This is a genomic window from Parapedobacter composti (assembly GCF_900112315.1).
GTDB lineage: Bacteria > Bacteroidota > Bacteroidia > Sphingobacteriales > Sphingobacteriaceae > Parapedobacter > Parapedobacter composti.
This window is the reverse complement of sequence record NZ_FOLL01000002.1, coordinates 176,040-190,760: the sequence shown is the minus strand read 5'-3', so window position 1 is coordinate 190,760 and position 14,721 is coordinate 176,040. Positions and strand designations below refer to the sequence as shown.

General features: G+C 49.5%; 17 protein-coding genes and 1 tRNA gene. 4 read left to right on the top strand and 14 right to left on the bottom strand.

Translation table 11 applies throughout. The features are described from left to right. Positions 1–23 precede the first annotated feature (23 nt). The 8 genes from BM030_RS03880 to BM030_RS19795 all read right to left on the bottom strand — a co-directional run bounded on the left by BM030_RS03880 (position 24) and on the right by BM030_RS19795 (position 5,144). Positions 24–632, bottom strand: coding sequence for a Crp/Fnr family transcriptional regulator (locus tag BM030_RS03880; RefSeq protein ID WP_090971351.1), 609 nt, complete (start codon positions 630–632; stop codon positions 24–26). Positions 633–742: 110 nt separating this feature from the next. Then, positions 743–1,369 carry an NAD(P)-dependent oxidoreductase gene (locus BM030_RS03875; RefSeq protein ID WP_090971349.1) on the bottom strand — a complete coding sequence of 209 codons (627 nt, stop codon included), beginning with the start codon at positions 1,367–1,369 and terminating at the stop codon, positions 743–745. A 68-nt stretch (positions 1,370–1,437) separates the two neighbouring features. Further along, a complete protein-coding gene (locus tag BM030_RS03870) occupies positions 1,438–2,196 on the bottom strand; it encodes a helix-turn-helix domain-containing protein (RefSeq protein WP_211657525.1) in 759 nt (252 codons plus the stop codon). A 7-nt stretch (positions 2,197–2,203) separates the two neighbouring features. Beyond that, a complete protein-coding gene (locus BM030_RS03865; protein WP_139215804.1) occupies positions 2,204–2,629 on the bottom strand; it encodes a VOC family protein in 426 nt (141 codons plus the stop codon). A 210-nt stretch (positions 2,630–2,839) separates the two neighbouring features. Then, entirely contained in the window at positions 2,840–3,805 is a 966-nt protein-coding gene (locus tag BM030_RS03860) for an extracellular catalytic domain type 1 short-chain-length polyhydroxyalkanoate depolymerase (RefSeq protein WP_090971342.1), read from the bottom strand. Next, a complete protein-coding gene (locus BM030_RS03855) occupies positions 3,802–4,176 on the bottom strand; it encodes a hypothetical protein (protein ID WP_139215803.1) in 375 nt (124 codons plus the stop codon). Before BM030_RS03855 ends, BM030_RS03860 begins: the two co-directional genes overlap by 4 nt. 126 nt (positions 4,177–4,302) lie before the next feature. Then, positions 4,303–4,863 (bottom strand): DUF7010 family protein, encoded by a 561-nt coding sequence (locus tag BM030_RS03850; protein ID WP_090971338.1) that lies wholly within the window; start codon positions 4,861–4,863, stop codon positions 4,303–4,305. A 137-nt stretch (positions 4,864–5,000) separates the two neighbouring features. Beyond that, the gene (locus tag BM030_RS19795) at positions 5,001–5,144 is read right to left on the bottom strand and encodes a hypothetical protein (protein ID WP_170845623.1); all 144 of its coding nucleotides are present in this window, start codon (positions 5,142–5,144) and stop codon (positions 5,001–5,003) included. Positions 5,145–5,297: 153 nt separating this feature from the next. Between BM030_RS19795 and BM030_RS03845 the strand changes: the two genes are divergently transcribed. Next, the gene (locus tag BM030_RS03845; RefSeq protein WP_090971336.1) at positions 5,298–6,299 is read left to right on the top strand and encodes a sensor histidine kinase; all 1,002 of its coding nucleotides are present in this window, start codon (positions 5,298–5,300) and stop codon (positions 6,297–6,299) included. Beyond that, on the top strand, positions 6,296–7,057 hold the full coding sequence (locus tag BM030_RS03840) for a LytR/AlgR family response regulator transcription factor (RefSeq protein WP_090971333.1): 762 nt from the start codon (positions 6,296–6,298) through the stop codon (positions 7,055–7,057). The genes BM030_RS03845 and BM030_RS03840 overlap by 4 nt, the downstream gene beginning before the upstream one ends. 995 nt (positions 7,058–8,052) lie before the next feature. Here BM030_RS03840 and BM030_RS03830 read toward each other — a convergent pair. The 5 genes from BM030_RS03830 to BM030_RS03810 all read right to left on the bottom strand — a co-directional run bounded on the left by BM030_RS03830 (position 8,053) and on the right by BM030_RS03810 (position 11,126). Then, positions 8,053–8,126, bottom strand: a tRNA-Asp gene (locus BM030_RS03830). Between the two features lie 69 nt (positions 8,127–8,195). Then, a complete protein-coding gene (gene prfA, locus BM030_RS03825; protein ID WP_090971329.1) occupies positions 8,196–9,269 on the bottom strand; it encodes a peptide chain release factor 1 in 1,074 nt (357 codons plus the stop codon). Positions 9,270–9,399: 130 nt separating this feature from the next. Next, positions 9,400–9,729, bottom strand: coding sequence for a DMT family transporter (locus tag BM030_RS03820; RefSeq protein WP_090971327.1), 330 nt, complete (start codon positions 9,727–9,729; stop codon positions 9,400–9,402). Between the two features lie 78 nt (positions 9,730–9,807). Continuing rightward, the gene (locus tag BM030_RS03815) at positions 9,808–10,389 is read right to left on the bottom strand and encodes a Crp/Fnr family transcriptional regulator (RefSeq protein ID WP_244518657.1); all 582 of its coding nucleotides are present in this window, start codon (positions 10,387–10,389) and stop codon (positions 9,808–9,810) included. Next, entirely contained in the window at positions 10,371–11,126 is a 756-nt protein-coding gene (locus BM030_RS03810) for a UDP-2,3-diacylglucosamine diphosphatase (protein ID WP_090971323.1), read from the bottom strand. Before BM030_RS03810 ends, BM030_RS03815 begins: the two co-directional genes overlap by 19 nt. 67 nt (positions 11,127–11,193) lie before the next feature. Between BM030_RS03810 and BM030_RS03805 the strand changes: the two genes are divergently transcribed. Both BM030_RS03805 and BM030_RS03800 read left to right on the top strand, forming a co-directional pair. Then, complete coding sequence (locus tag BM030_RS03805; RefSeq protein ID WP_090971321.1) at positions 11,194–13,350, top strand: prolyl oligopeptidase family serine peptidase; 2,157 nt, start codon at positions 11,194–11,196, stop codon at positions 13,348–13,350. A gap of 9 nt (positions 13,351–13,359) precedes the next feature. After that, positions 13,360–13,647, top strand: coding sequence for a GNAT family N-acetyltransferase (locus BM030_RS03800; protein WP_244518655.1), 288 nt, complete (start codon positions 13,360–13,362; stop codon positions 13,645–13,647). Positions 13,648–13,667: 20 nt separating this feature from the next. Here the strand turns inward: BM030_RS03800 and BM030_RS03795 are convergent, their stop codons facing one another. Further along, positions 13,668–14,720, bottom strand: coding sequence for a TerC family protein (locus BM030_RS03795; protein WP_090971319.1), 1,053 nt, complete (start codon positions 14,718–14,720; stop codon positions 13,668–13,670). Between the last annotated feature and the right edge of the window lies 1 nt (position 14,721).

Genomic DNA, 14,721 nt, shown 5'->3' with positions numbered 1-14,721 from the left:
GTCGGGCCGGGTGTTCACCCGACTTACCCCGCCCGCCTGGACATCGCTGATCGGCAGCGGCTGATCGTTTCCCGGGTCACGTAAAGGTATTTAGCCAGTTCCGTCAAGTTTATCTGCTGCAGTAGCTGCGGCCGGTGGTTAACCACGTAGGTGTAGCGATCAAGAGGGGCCTTCATCGAGATGATCGACGTATGTTCAGCCCTTCGGAAGAGGATAGCTTGCGTAAGCATTGTCCCCAGTTCCATGAGTTCCGCATATCGCCTGCATAGCTCTTCCAGCGCGGTATTTTCGAAAACCAGCAACCGGCAAGCGCACGCCGGGATGATCTCATATTCGGATGGTGCCCGTTTGTTATGGCTTTCGCAGTTTGCGGCAAAGTCGCCGACCTCCAGCAACTCGATAATCCTTTCTGTCCCGTCTGTATCGTACCAGACCGATTTCAGCAGTCCGGAAAGCACAAAGGCCGACCGCAGCGATCGTTCGCCAAGACGCAAAAAGCGTTCTCCTGGTTGGTAAACCCTGAATCGCGCGATAGCCATAAGTGCAGCGAAGGCCTCGTCATTCAATTGCTTGTAGCAAGAAATAATTGTATTCGCTTCCTTTGTCATGCGGTTTGCTCCGATCGCGTTCATAACTTTTGTGTTTATCCGCCTAAGATACACCAATCCGTGGTGAAACGGTAGGGGCAATCCGGACAAGTTGCTGGGTACAAACGGCCAAAGGGATGCGTTTCACCGGCATATCAATTGGATATACTTACCGCTTTTTTTACATACTCCGCACGATGTAGTTGCTGCAACATAAAATCAGCCACATCTGCTCTCGAAATTTTCAGTGTCAGGGGTTTATGGTCGCCGTCAAACCCGACGTTATAGCTTCTGGTGACACGGCCGTCGGTAAAAGCGCTCGGGCGAACGATGGTGTAATCCAGTCCGCTCTCCATCAATTGTTTTTCCTGCACCTCGTGATCATGGAATGCTTTTCTGAGCAAAAAGCCGAACATGATGTGCCGCCAGAAAAAGTTGAGGTTGCCCCAGCTTTCTCCTAAACCCAGCGTCGTTTGGCAGATTAGCCGGTTTACACCCATTTTTTTCATTGCGGCGATGATGTTTCTTGTGCCCGCTGCCCTGACCTTGCCTTTGTTGCCGTCGCCGATGGCACATAATACGGCGTCTTGCTGCCTGACAGCCTGTTCAACATCCGGATAATTCAGGATATCTCCCTGGACAACGGTCAATCCCGCGTGGTTCAAGGGCGATAGCTTTACCGGGTTTCGGGTAAAAGCCGTTACGGCGTGTCCTTGCTGCAAGGCTTGTTGCACGAGATGCATACCAATGCTTCCTGTAGATCCAAAAATGACTATCTTCATAATAGAAAAGATTTATGTCGCAAAATTGCATGGGTATTAAAGCTTAGAATAGAAAAAAACCGTCAATGCTATTCTTTCAAGAATTCTTTGGGCGTCCTTCCTGTGAAGACCTTGAATACCTTGATGAAGTGGGATTGGTCTGCGTAGCCGTTCCGGTATACGATATCCGTCAGCTTGTTATAGTCTTTTACAGACAACTGTTCGAGCGAAGATTGGAACTGGATGATTTTGGCAAACTGCTTGGGGGATAGCCCGGTTTCGCTGAGAAACCGGCGTTCCAGTGTTCTTTCGCTCATCCTGATGTCTCTGCACAGATCTTTGATGGCCAGCAGTCCTCTATTGTCAATTATCCGTTGCAGCGCCTGTTTGAGTTTCACGTCAAGAGCCTGCTTTCTGGTGGAGAATAGTGAAAGGAGAAAATCGGTAATGGTTGCAATCCATCCCTCAGTGGTGTCGTCGTGCTGTAACTTCCGGAAAACAGTTTCTGTATTCGAATCTGTTGATGTCAACAAATCAAAGCAATCATCATTGACCGTTTTCGGGGCTATCCCAAAGAAACTGTTTAAGATGAACGGATAGAATTGGAAGACCACCATCCTATAACTGCCATGGAACATCAGCTCTATCGGGTTCAGGGTTTGTCCATAGATGAAAAAAGCGGACATGGTTTTGTTGTGTGGGTAAACAGTAAGCGCTTTCTTCGCTTTATAAAATATCAACCCCGGATAACCGTCTGCAAAAAACGGAAGAACTGTCCGCTGCTCATCGTGCGACTCGTCAAATACCCATATATTGCTTACGAACAGTGCTACAGTCTTATTCGGCATGACGCGTTTAGCGTTCATTGTCTACTTGCAAATCCGTCAGAATTTCCAGCCCATGTCCTGAAGGGCAAACCACATACAATCCTTTCTTACCATCCTCTTCATAGCATTCGAAAGGCTTTTCCATGCGCGGGTCGGCCCAAAAATCCCGTGTTTCGCGTTTCAGCTTATTCAAAAGGGTTTCGAAGTGTTCTCCGGTTACTTTAAAGGCGTAATGCCCTGCCGGGTGCTCTTTCGACTCAGCGATGAGTACCGTCACGTCATTATCAAACCGGATGCAACAGAAGAATCCGGGGACAGGGCCGTCAGCGGCTGTTGCATCGTCCAAATCCAGCAGTTCCGTGATAAAATCTGCTGTTTTGCGCTTGTCTTTAGCCAAAATCACTAAATGATTCAGTGCTACGTTGAATGAGCTCCTTTTTGAACCTGTCATCATCGTAATATCCTTGTCAGCGCATATTGAGAAGTTTTCCGCTCCGGCTCATTGCCTTGTCGGTCGAAGTTTCCATTGCCAACCAAGCCGCAACCAGGATGACAAAAACCTTTCTCAATTTTCTGTAGGTGAGCTTCATAGCCAATAGGTGTTATGCAAAAGTCTGGTTTTGTCATTTACTAAGCTTTGATTTGGATCACAAAGTACATCAGATTATGGAAGGTGGAAGCGCTGGAAAAAGCCCCATATCAGTTCATTGCCATTGATTGCTGCTGATGGCGGCGCAGCACCGGGCCGTACCTGCTCTCCACCCGGCCAAGAGTGGCCGCCATCCTCGGTGAGATAGTGCACCATAAATGGGCAGTCCAATTCATCTACCCATTGTTTCACCGTGTAACCCGCTCCCTCCGTTACCTGTGGGTCGGGCAAGCAGCCGTTACGCGCTGCCCATACGTTCAGTATCGAATCAACAGGCGGAAAATGATAGCCCAGCGAATTGGTGCCGCCGTTGTAGGGAATAATCTCATCCAACACGGAGTGCAGGTGGATGATCGGTACCGGGCGGGGCTGGTCAGCAGGTGGGTCGAACACCATCGTGCAGCTCACGGGCGCTATCGCGGCTATCTTTTGAGGAATCTCCGCGGCGAGGCGGTACGTAAGCATCCCGCCGTTGGACATGCCTGTCACATAGACGCGCTTTGGATCGATTCGATACGATTCAAGCAATCTGTCGATGAGTTCGCTGATGAAGCGGACATCATCGACGTTTTCCCGCATGGCAAAATCACAGCATGTTCCAGCATTCCATGTCCGTATGCCGAAGCGCCCGTCACTTCTTACACCATTGGGGTACACCGCGACGAAGCCCTCCCGGTCGGCTTTCCCGGAGAAATGGTAGTGACGGTCAAACTGCACGGCACTGCCGCCCAGCCCATGCAGGCCAATGACCAACGGGAACGTGTCGGCCCCTTCTTCATACTGGGGCGGCAGGTGCACGTTGAACGTGCGTGCCCGGCCATCAACCATCAGCGTGTCCCAGTTGACAAGGCGTTCCCAATCCAGCCAGTTTTCCCATGGAAAACGGGGAGCCGGATGGGGTGCCTCGCCTGCACATCCACCAAACGAAAAAAGTGTCAGCACGGCCAGCAGTGCCAAACGGATGTGTCTTTTTGGTTTCATGATTTCCTTCGGCTCTTTATTTCACTTTTCATTTCGTTCTGCATCGCCTTGTAACGTTTGTACTGTTCTTTGTCCAGTATCCTTTTCATTTCTTCGTCGCGCGTCTCGCTGAGTGCCCGGAATTGCTTGAGCTTCGACAGCCTCGAGCCGCGTGACGCTTTGAGAGCCGCCAGCCCCTCGAAGTATGTGGTGTTGATGGCTTTCATTCTTTCCTGTTGCTCTTCCGACAGATTAAGCTCAGCCCGGTAGGTTTTCATTTTAGCTGCTAACTCTTTCTTTTGCTCTTCGGTAAGTTTGGACTGTGCAAATACACCGTGGGCTATTCCCAACACGGATAGCGTCAATACGCATTTCAAAACGTTCAATTTCATTTTCATTTTCATTTTCATCATACGCTGATTTGTACCTGCAAAGTACCGGCGAATCCGAACAAGTATGGGGTAAAATTACCATGAAGCGGACAAATTGCCGGATGACGTGCCTGTTTCGCCATACGGTTATTGATTGCCATTATGCTTTCGGTTCAAATCAGCATATAAGCAAACCGCCAGTAGCACGAGCGACATACAAACGAAAAGGGGTATTGCATACAGGTGGTCATCGGCGGCAGTAATCGTGATCAGCAACGCACCGGCCGGGATAACACCGGCAAAAATTGCGTACCATTTTGTTCTGTACAGCCAAGCGAAGGGAAAAAAGTGGCCCCCTGTGATAATAGCGAATGCCGTGATAAAGCACTCGGGGAGTCTGAGCAATACCAACGCCAGCATCGGCATATAGAAGAGCTGGGCAACGTTAAACCATAACGCAAGCGGTTGCAGCGGATTACTGCTGTTCTTCCAGTTCGTCTTTAGTAGCCTGGAAAAGAGCCAAGCCAGGGGAAACAGCAGTCCGGTAGCGAACAGTACCAATACCGCTTTGGTATACGGCGTGAAATCGAGCGACCAGATCCGGGTTGAAAGCCCCCACACCACCACCCCGGCAAAAATGAAGTCCAAGCCGTTCCCACTGCTTATAGACAGATCGGTTTGCCATCTGTTAATGCATTCTTTCTTCATTGAACAAGTCTGATAGCGAACAAGTCTGATAGCGGCTCACCCTGTCAGGCTGCCGCCGTTTTTTCGCAAACATGAAGAAAGCAAACCAGAAGGGCCGTGATTTCAATCACAAACGCAAGCGATTGGCCGCGTCAACTTTATGCGCCGGCTTTTTCTTCCCGGAAGCAGTCGGGCGAACGCGGAACGGGCCTGCTACACAAGGTCGTTGGCGTCCAGTAATGTAGGTGTACCTGCAGCATGTAGTCGGCACACATGCCGACGATGGTTCTGTACCCGCCCATTCATTAAGGTAAGCACAAATTACTTCATCATTGCAGTCAAGGCAAGGCTATCCGATTTTATCACGCCCGGGAAGTAGGACCGTCCATCATGCCATTTGTCCGTTTGATGGGTACGCAACGCCATCCTGTACGGTAAATCGGTACTTTTGTGTTATGAAACGGTTTTACCCGCTTACCGGACTCGTTATTTCGCTTTTTGTTGCACTTCTTGGTTATGTGCTGCGCAGCTACCGTGAGGAGGCGATAGCGTCTTTGCTTACGTTTGCAGGGGCTTTTGCCAACGCCTTCCTGAATTGGTTGCTGGTCCAGTGGGTCATCCAATTGACCGTCCCCCGGCATTATGGATGGAAGAGCGTTGTTGCCATCACCGGTTGTATGGTCATTTCGTTGGTACTGTTTTATGGCCTCCGTGACGTTTCGGAAGTCCGCGAGCGGGTAGTAGTGCTGCCGCGAGGTATGCACGCAGTACATTTTCTTCTGCTCATGCGCGGTATGGTTATCGGCGGGTTCCTTTTTTTCATCGCCTATTTGCTGCGGATGGCGGCTATGAGCCAGCAATCCAAGCTCGAAAACGAACGATTGAAGAAAGAAAATCTGCAAGCACGGCTGACCCTGCTGCAGGAGCAGGTGCATCCGCATTTCCTGTTTAACTCGTTAGGTACCTTGCGAAGTATGGTGAGCGAGCCAGTTCCCCGCCAGTTCATTCAGCGCTTAGCCGAAGTGTACCGTTACCTGCTGAACAGCAGGCAGGCGGATCTGGTAACCCTACGCGAAGAACTGGACTTCACCGAAGCCTATTTGCATATTCTGAAAGAGCGGTTTGAGGATGCGTTGGTGATAGGCATTGATGTAAATGAAGCGTGTTATGCCAGAAAACTACCGCCGATGACCTTGCAATTGTTGATTGAGAATGCCGTGAAACACAATACGGTAGCGGATACCGCTCCGCTTACCATCAATATTTATACTATTGGAGCAAACTGGTTAGCTGTGAGTAACTCGCTGAACCGGAAACGATTCGTGCCTATTGGCACAGGAACAGGGCTGAGTAACATCCGTGAGCGGTATCGCCTATTGGCCGGCTTAGAAGTCCGTGTCCGGCAATTAGAAGATCGCTTCACGGTTGCCGTACCCTTAATAATAAACGGATCATGAATATTCTAATCATTGAGGATGAAGTTAAGACAGCCAAGGAGCTAAAGGCGATGGTGGAGCGATTGGATGATAGGTTGCGTGTCGTAGCCATCTTATCATCGATTAATGCTTCCATCGAATGGTTGCAACACCATCCTGTTCCGGATCTGATTTTTTCAGACATCCAGCTTGCCGATGGGCTGAGTTTTGATATTTTTCATGTGGCAGATGCGGGGTGCCCCGTAATATTCTGCACTGCGTTTGATAGCTATGCAATCAGGGCTTTTGAAGCCAACGGCATCGATTACCTTTTGAAGCCCATTGACGAGGGCAAACTGGAGAAAAGCCTGCGGAAGTATGAGCGCCTGAAACATGTTATGGGTGGCGAACCAGAAATGCGGCGACAGATGGCAGCGCTGCTGAAATGTATCCAACCCAATTACAAAAACAGCCTTTTGGTTTATAGAAACGAAAAAATCATTCCATTGAAGACATCGGAGGTAGCCTTTATCCATTCCGCTGGTGGTACGGTAAGCGCATATACCAAAGGTGGGCGGTGCTATATCATTAGGGAAGTTCTTGACGATTTAGCACCTTTATTGGACCCTTACCGGTTTTTCAAGGCCAACCGACAATTCATTATCAACCGGGATGTGCTCGTTATGGCTGAACATTACTTTAACAGGCGTCTGGTGTTAAAATTAAGCGTCGAAGTCCCAGAACGTGTCATTGTCAGCAAGCTGAAAGCTCCCGAATTCCTGAAGTGGATGGAATTGTAATCTGCCGTAACGTATGCACCTTACGAACTACATGTTTAATTTTTGAACCCTAATCTTATCGCATGCCAACAGCACCTTAACTACCCCCTTTCTTCTGACCAAATCCCCCCGTCTCCCGCGGTCCGCTTTGGGCTGGTCCACGGCGTGTCCACAAAATTCCAAAGAAAAAGCAAAGCAGGGGCAAAGCAATCCCAAAGATACGGCGGGAAATAGTGGGGAGAAAGTCAGTAAAAAGTCGGGAGAAATCTACCAAGACTTCAGGTTCCGACGACGTCCCTGCCCAGCCAGCCGCATTCATCGATGCATGTTTACCAAAAGTACAAAAAACGTTTTCCTGTACCACTCCGCGATTGTACCGGCATTGAGCCATATCCCCTTCACCCGACAAGCCAGATCATCAGCTCCAGAGGGCCCCGGTTCTTGTCGTTGATAAGGAAGTCTCTGAACACGATCCGCCCATCTTAATCAATAAGGTAATTCGTGGGCGCCGCTTCAGCGATCAAATTCCCCCGTTCATCTGGGAAATCTTTCATCGTATCCGCCCTACGAACTACATGTTTGATTCTGAACCATATTTTTATAGTTCTGCGGATAGAGGACCTTTAAGTTTTTATGGTTTATGGCCATGATGTTTTCCAGTGTATATTTCAGCCAGTGGAATGGGTTGACTTCGTGTTTTTTGCAGATGGCGAAGAATGAATAGATCATGGCGGCACGCTGTTAATAATGAGCTCTTATCTTAAATATTATAAGCTCAAATAATCGGTTTTGTGAGCTTAAATAGTACAAGTGGTGAGCTTATATGCTCATGCGACAAAGTAACAAACTTAAACTGCGTCTACCATCTGGGTGCAAAAATTAGATTATTTATGGAAGACCGCCGTAAAGCAGCCCTCCAACCATTAAAACATATTGTTATGGAAGAAACCAAAGAGCAGCAGGGGCTTGTTAGATTATACAAAAAAGCGGGAGAATTTTTCAATTCCCCCGCTCAGCGGTCTGGACGGGACTCGAACCCGCGACCCCATGCGTGACAGGCATGTATTCTAACCAGCTGAACTACCAGACCTGCTTCCCGTCGTTTGGGACTGCAAATATAGCGTGTTTTCTCTATTTGCAAATATTTTTTTAAAAATATTTATGCGGTTGCTCCTTCTTTCATTTTCTCGGCATTTTCAGCGAACTGAAGGGCGTCGATAATTTCCTGAATATCACCGTCCATGATGGCCGGAAGGTTGTAAAGGGTCAATCCGATGCGGTGCTCGGTTACCCGCCCCTGTGGGTAATTATAGGTCCGGATCTTGGCGGAACGGTCGCCCGTTGAAACCATGGTTTTCCGCTTGGCGGCGATATCGCCATGCTTTTTTTGCACCTCCAGCTCATACAGCTTGGAGCGCAGCATCTCCATGGCTAATTCGCGGTTAGCCAATTGGGAGCGCTCCACTTGGCATACGACCACAATGCCCGTAGGCTTGTGGGTCAACTGTACCTTGGTTTCTACCTTGTTCACGTTCTGGCCGCCGGCACCGCCGGACCGGGAGGTCTGCATCTCAATATCGGCGGGATTGATCTCCACGTCCACCTCCTCGGCTTCTGGCAATACGGCCACCGAGGCGGCTGAGGTATGTACCCTGCCTTGCGTCTCCGTGTCGGGCACACGTTGTACGCGGTGCACGCCTGATTCGTATTTCAACTGGCCGTACACATCTTCGCCTGTTACCTTCAGGATCACCTCCTTGTAACCGCCCGCCGTGCCTTCGGTCACATCCATCACTTCAGCTCTCCAGCCTTTCTGTTCAAAATAGCGGGTATACATCCGGTAAAGATCGCCCGCGAACAATGCTGCTTCATCACCGCCCGTACCTCCCCGGATTTCCAGAATGGCGTTTTTGGAGTCTTCGGGATCTTTCGGAATGAGCATCAACCGGATTTCTTCCTCTTTCGTTTCTTTTTGTTCCAGCAGGATGTCCAGTTCTTCTTTGGCCATTTCCCGCAGTTCCTGATCTTTTTCGTTGGCCAGGATATCCCTGTTGGTTTCGATGTTGCTGACCATATTTTTGTATATATGGTACTGTTCGACGATTTTGCCCAAATCTTTATACTCTTTGTTGAGCTGGGCAAACCGTTTCATGTCGTTGATGGTTTCAGGATTGCTCAGCTCGCGCTCCACTTCTTCCCAACGATCTTTTATGGCTTTCAGCTTTTCTAACATACGTGTTGTTTTTTATGCATGCACCTTCCAAAGTATTGTCTCAAGGACTATCATCGGCGAAGGCGAAACATATGATTGCCCACAAAAATACGTATTTTATGGTTTCCCAAGATGTGAAATCGCGTGGGTATCAGTATGGAGAAACGGTTTTCAGTCCGATAATTGAACCGATGAGTGTGGTAATGAAGATGATCCGCCATAGTGTGGCGGGTTCTTTGAAGAAAATAATGCCCACCAGTACGGTACCTACGGCTCCGATACCGGTCCATACGGCGTAGGCCGTGCCAAGTGGGAGGGTCTGCGTGGCTTTTATCAGCAGTGTCATACTCAGGGTGAGGCATACGGCAAAACTGCCGTACCACAGGATTGATTCCGTACCGGTGGTCGTCTTCGCCTTACCAAGACTTGCGGTAAACCCTACCTCAAACAAGCCCGCAATGATGAGGATAATCCAATTCATAGCAAATTCAATAAAAATAGCGCTGCAAAGATCGGCATTGCATCGGCGCTATCTTTTTACAAATGCTAAAAAATAAGATTACTTCACTTGGGCCCGGATGCGGCTCAGCGTGACCTGGCTGATGCCGAGATAGGAGGCGATGTGCCCAAGCTGCACGCGATGCAATAGTTTTGGCTGATGATGGAGCAGCTCCCGGTAACGTTCGGCTGCAGTCTTGAACTGGCGCGACATTAACCGTTCTTCGGTTTTGATAAGTTCCTTTTCAGCTAATTTCCTTCCCCAGTTGGCGATGTGGATATCTTCGGCATACAACTGGTGGAGTTCTTTCATTGTCAGCCGATAGAGTTGGCTATCTTCCAGAAGCTCCACGTTTTCGTAGCCGGGGCGGTGCTGAATATAGCTGTTCAGTGAGATCAACACCTCGCCTTCTGTACCGAAGGCCAACGTTACGTCGACCGCATCGTCATAGTAATATACGCGGGCCACCCCCTGAGCTATCAGGTAGAGGTGGTGTTCCAGCTTGCCGGCATGAAAGAGCATGCTGCCCTTTTTAAGTTGGACGGGATGCATAATGGCAGCCAGCCGCATCATGGAGCTGGGTTCCAATGCGCTGATATTATTTATGATGGCCTGAATATCCATCAGCACTGAGATTCCCACCGGCGCAGTGTTAACTCGTCACCGTCAAATACCGCATAAGTATCGGAATGGATCCATTCTCCCAGATTAACGTACCGGCTGCCGTTGGGCAGGGCCACGTCCAGCGGAAGATGCCGGTGGCCGAAAATGAAGTAATCGTAATGCCTGTCTTGAAGAACCTCTTTGGCATATATCACCAGCCATTCCTTATCTTCACCTTGGAATAGCTCCCGGCTGCCGGATGCAATACGGCTATGGGCCGACCACCGTTGTGCAATGCCGATGCCCAGGTTGGGATGCAGCCTGGCGAACAGCCATTGGCAAAACCGGCTCCGGAATATTTTCTTCAGCAGTTTATACTTGTGGTCGCCCGGTCCGAGCCCGTCGCCGTGGTGAAGGAAGAAAGTTTTGCCGCCGCGTTCGATGACCAGTTCGTTGTCGACAATCGTTGCACCCAACTGGTCCCGCAGGTAGCCGAACATCCACATGTCGTGGTTGCCTTTGAATAAGGTGATTTTTACACCGGCGTCGGCGAGCGCTGCCAGCTTGCCCAAGAAACGGATATATCCTTTTGGCACCACCGTGGCATATTCAAACCAGAAGTCGAAGACATCGCCTACCAGGTAAAGCTCGGCGGCATCGGCTTTGATGGCGTCCAGCCAGCTGACAATCCGCAATTCCCGTTCCCGCACCGTCGAACGGGGATGGGCTCCCAAATGAAAATCGGAAGCAAAATAAATCTTGTCGCGTACTGTCATCGCGGTGCTAAAATAGCGAAAAACTTGTTAGCTTTGTTTCACAAACTAACCCTTAGTGCACAAGGACATGAATAAAAATGTAAATCTTTTTGTATTGGCTACACTGATTACGGCCTGTCAACAGCAAAAGGCCATCAACCCGGCACCGGACATTACTTTGTTGCCGTATCCGGAAACAAAAAGAGGAAACGTTGTCGACCAGTATTTCGGTACCGCGGTGCCCGACCCGTATCGCTGGCTGGAAAACGATACGGCTGCAGACACCAAGGCCTGGGTGAAAGCTCAGAATAAGGTAACCAACAATTACCTGGAACAAATCCCGTTTCGTGAGGCGATTTACAAGCGGCTGGAAAAGTTGTGGAATTACGAGAAGTTTTCTGCTCCGTTTAAGGAAGGTGAATATACTTATTTTTATAAGAATGATGGCCTGCAGAACCAGAGCGTGCTGTACCGCCAGCGGGGGGATGACGGTGAGGTGGAAGTTTTTCTTGATCCTAATAAGTTTTCTGACGACGGCACAACTTCACTGGCCGGCATAGCCTTCAGCAAGGATGGCAGCTTGGTGGCTTACCAGATTTCTGAGGGTGGCTCTGACTGGCGAAAGGTGGTGGTGATCCGGGCGGACGATAAGTCCCGTGTGGGCGATACGTTGGTGGACGTTAAATTTAGTGGTCTGGCCTGGCGTGGCAATGAAGGTTTTTATTACAGCAGCTACGATAAACCCAAAGCGGGCAGTGCGCTCTCAGGGGTAACGGATCAGCATAAATTGTATTTCCACAAACTCAACACGCCGCAGAGCGCGGATCAACTGGTATTCGGTGGTCCCGATAAACCGCGCCGTTACATCGGTGGGTATCTCACCGAAGATGAGCGGTTTCTGGTTATTTCTGCGGCAAATACCACGAGTGGGGGTGAACTATATATCCGGGATTTGACCAAACCTGATAGTCCCATCGTAAACGTGGTGGACAATTTTGACAAAGACCACAGTGTCATAGACAACGATGGCGGAAAGCTCTATATTTATACAAACCTGAATGCGCCCAACGGCAGAATCGTAACGGTTGACGCCAGCAATCCCAAACCGGAAAACTGGGTTGATCTGATACCGGAAACTGAACATGTGCTGAACCCGGGTACCGGTGGCGGCCGTATTTTTGCACACTACCTCAAAGATGCAACGTCTATGGTGTTGCAATACAACCGGGCAGGTGAGCTGGAACGAACCATTGAGCTACCAGGTGTAGGGTCGGCAAGTGGGTTCGGGGCCAAAGCCGAAGATAGGGAGCTATACTATTCGTTTACCAATTATGTTTATCCGCCCACGATTTTCAAATATGACATCGTTTCCGGAACATCGGAAGTGTATAAAAAATCAGGAGTGGACTTCGATCCTTCGAATTACGAGTCTAAGCAGGTGTTCTATACATCGAAGGATGGGACGAAGGTGCCTATGATTATCACCCATAAAAAGGGAATCAAGCTGGACGGCAGCAATCCGGCATTGCTGTATGGTTACGGGGGGTTCAACATTAGCCTTACTCCCTCATTCAGCACATCCAACATTATTTTACTGGAACAAGGGGGCATATATGCAGTGGCCAATTTACGGGGAGGCGGAGAATATGGCGAGAAATGGCATCTGGCAGGCACGAAAATGCAAAAGCAGAATGTGTTTGACGACTTTATCGCGGCAGCTGAATACTTGATAAATGAGAATTATACCACTGCTGAAAAGCTGGGTATTGCTGGTGGTTCCAACGGTGGGTTGCTGGTGGGCGCCGCCATGACCCAACGTCCTGAATTGTTCAGGGTGGCTTTCCCGGCAGTGGGCGTATTGGATATGCTGCGCTACCATAAGTTTACGGCGGGTGCCGGGTGGGCCTACGATTATGGTACGGCAGACGACAACGAAGAAATGTTTAACTACCTGCACGCTTATTCACCATACCACGCCCTGAAGCCAGGTACGGCTTATCCGGCCACCATGGTTACCACGGCCGATCATGACGACCGCGTGGTGCCTGCGCATTCGTTTAAGTTTGCCGCGCGTTTGCAGGAGTACCACAGGGGGCCGAATCCGGTGCTGATCCGTATCGAGACCAAAGCTGGACATGGTGCCGGTAAACCCACGGCGATGATCATCGCTGAACAGGCGGATAAATGGGCGTTCCTTTTCCAGCATACCGGAACCCCTTATTTGACAGCGGCTGATAGCCAGTAAAACGACAAAATGATGGAAATTCTGAGAGATGACAATGGCAAAAAAGGACAGTTCACTGCGACAATTAATGGTGAACAGGCTGGCTTGATGACCTATACGTGGGCGGGCGACAACCGGTTCATTATCGACCATACCGAGGCGAACCCCGCGTTTTCGGGACAAGGGGTAGGCAAGGGGCTGGTTATGGCGGCGGTGGATTTTGCCCGGGAAAACCAGTTTAAGATTCTGCCGCTATGTCCCTATGCCAAAACGGTATTCGAGCGGAACGCCGATATCAGGGACGTACTGTTCCGGTAGGTTTTATGCGTTTTCCTTTTTTAGGCGTTGGTTTTTTCCTGCTTGGGAAATAGCAACGACGCTACCACGCTGATGGCCAGAATCGAGACGATGATTATCAACGAATGGGATGTCGTGAATCCCCACGCGTGCAGCCAGTCGTGCAGCAGCATCTTGGCTCCGATGAACACCAGCAAAAACGACAGTCCGGTTTTGAGGTAATGGAACTTGTGGATGATGTTAACCAGCAGGAAAAACATGGAACGCAGGCCCAGAATAGCGAAAATATTGGAAAAAAATACAATATACGGATCTTTGGTTACGGCGAAGATGGCAGGGATGGAATCGACCGCAAAAATCAAGTCCGTAAACTCGATGACCAGCAATACCAGAAACAGCGGCGTAACGTACTTCTTCCCATTTTCGACATGGAAAAATCGCCCGCCGACAAATGTGGGATAAACGGAAAAGTATTTCGAAGCGAACTTGACCACCTTATGATTTTGCGGATCTATCTCCTCCTCGTCGTTGCGGTGCACAAACATCATGATGCCCGTATAGACTAAAAAGAATCCAAAAAGGTAGAGAATCCAGCCGAACTTCGCGATAAGTGCCGCTCCGATGAAGATAAACAGGAAACGTAATACGATGGCCCCGATGATGCCCCATACCAATACCTTATGGTAATATTGGGGAGGGACACCGAAGGATGTGAAGATTAATACCATCACAAAGATATTGTCTACGGATAGGGCATATTCTACCACGTAACCTGTTATGTACTCCAGCGCAAGATTCTGGCGGTACCGTTCCAAACTTGCGGCAAAGTCATCTGGTATTAGCCGGATATTATGCAGGTGCTTCTTAGTGACCTCTGCGAGCTGGGCGAAGTCTTGGATGTCGTGCAGCTCGTGGCCCCATATACGCAATACCACGTAAAACAGCAGGGCAAAGGTAACCCATACAGCACTCATGATGGCGGCCTGGGTAAAGCTGACGGCTTTGTTGCTCTTGCTGAAAAGTCCTAAGTCAATGGCCAGCATCAACACGATGAAAAGTAGAAAACCGCCAAAGAATAATAATTCGTGACTCATG

Coding starts and splice junctions, on each gene's coding strand:
- BM030_RS03845 (WP_090971336.1), top strand. CDS start 5,298: ATGAAACGGTTTTACCCGCTTACCGGACTCGTTATTTCGCTTTTTGTT.
- BM030_RS03850 (WP_090971338.1), bottom strand. CDS start 4,863: ATGAAGAAAGAATGCATTAACAGATGGCAAACCGATCTGTCTATAAGC.
- BM030_RS03875 (WP_090971349.1), bottom strand. CDS start 1,369: ATGAAGATAGTCATTTTTGGATCTACAGGAAGCATTGGTATGCATCTC.
- BM030_RS03855 (WP_139215803.1), bottom strand. CDS start 4,176: ATGAAATTGAACGTTTTGAAATGCGTATTGACGCTATCCGTGTTGGGA.
- prfA (WP_090971329.1), bottom strand. CDS start 9,269: ATGTTAGAAAAGCTGAAAGCCATAAAAGATCGTTGGGAAGAAGTGGAG.
- BM030_RS03820 (WP_090971327.1), bottom strand. CDS start 9,729: ATGAATTGGATTATCCTCATCATTGCGGGCTTGTTTGAGGTAGGGTTT.
- BM030_RS03870 (WP_211657525.1), bottom strand. CDS start 2,196: ATGCCGAATAAGACTGTAGCACTGTTCGTAAGCAATATATGGGTATTT.
- BM030_RS03840 (WP_090971333.1), top strand. CDS start 6,296: ATGAATATTCTAATCATTGAGGATGAAGTTAAGACAGCCAAGGAGCTA.
- BM030_RS19795 (WP_170845623.1), bottom strand. CDS start 5,144: ATGGGCGGGTACAGAACCATCGTCGGCATGTGTGCCGACTACATGCTG.
- BM030_RS03865 (WP_139215804.1), bottom strand. CDS start 2,629: ATGATGACAGGTTCAAAAAGGAGCTCATTCAACGTAGCACTGAATCAT.
- BM030_RS03880 (WP_090971351.1), bottom strand. CDS start 632: ATGAACGCGATCGGAGCAAACCGCATGACAAAGGAAGCGAATACAATT.
- BM030_RS03795 (WP_090971319.1), bottom strand. CDS start 14,720: ATGAGTCACGAATTATTATTCTTTGGCGGTTTTCTACTTTTCATCGTG.
- BM030_RS03810 (WP_090971323.1), bottom strand. CDS start 11,126: ATGACAGTACGCGACAAGATTTATTTTGCTTCCGATTTTCATTTGGGA.
- BM030_RS03805 (WP_090971321.1), top strand. CDS start 11,194: ATGAATAAAAATGTAAATCTTTTTGTATTGGCTACACTGATTACGGCC.
- BM030_RS03860 (WP_090971342.1), bottom strand. CDS start 3,805: ATGAAACCAAAAAGACACATCCGTTTGGCACTGCTGGCCGTGCTGACA.
- BM030_RS03800 (WP_244518655.1), top strand. CDS start 13,360: ATGATGGAAATTCTGAGAGATGACAATGGCAAAAAAGGACAGTTCACT.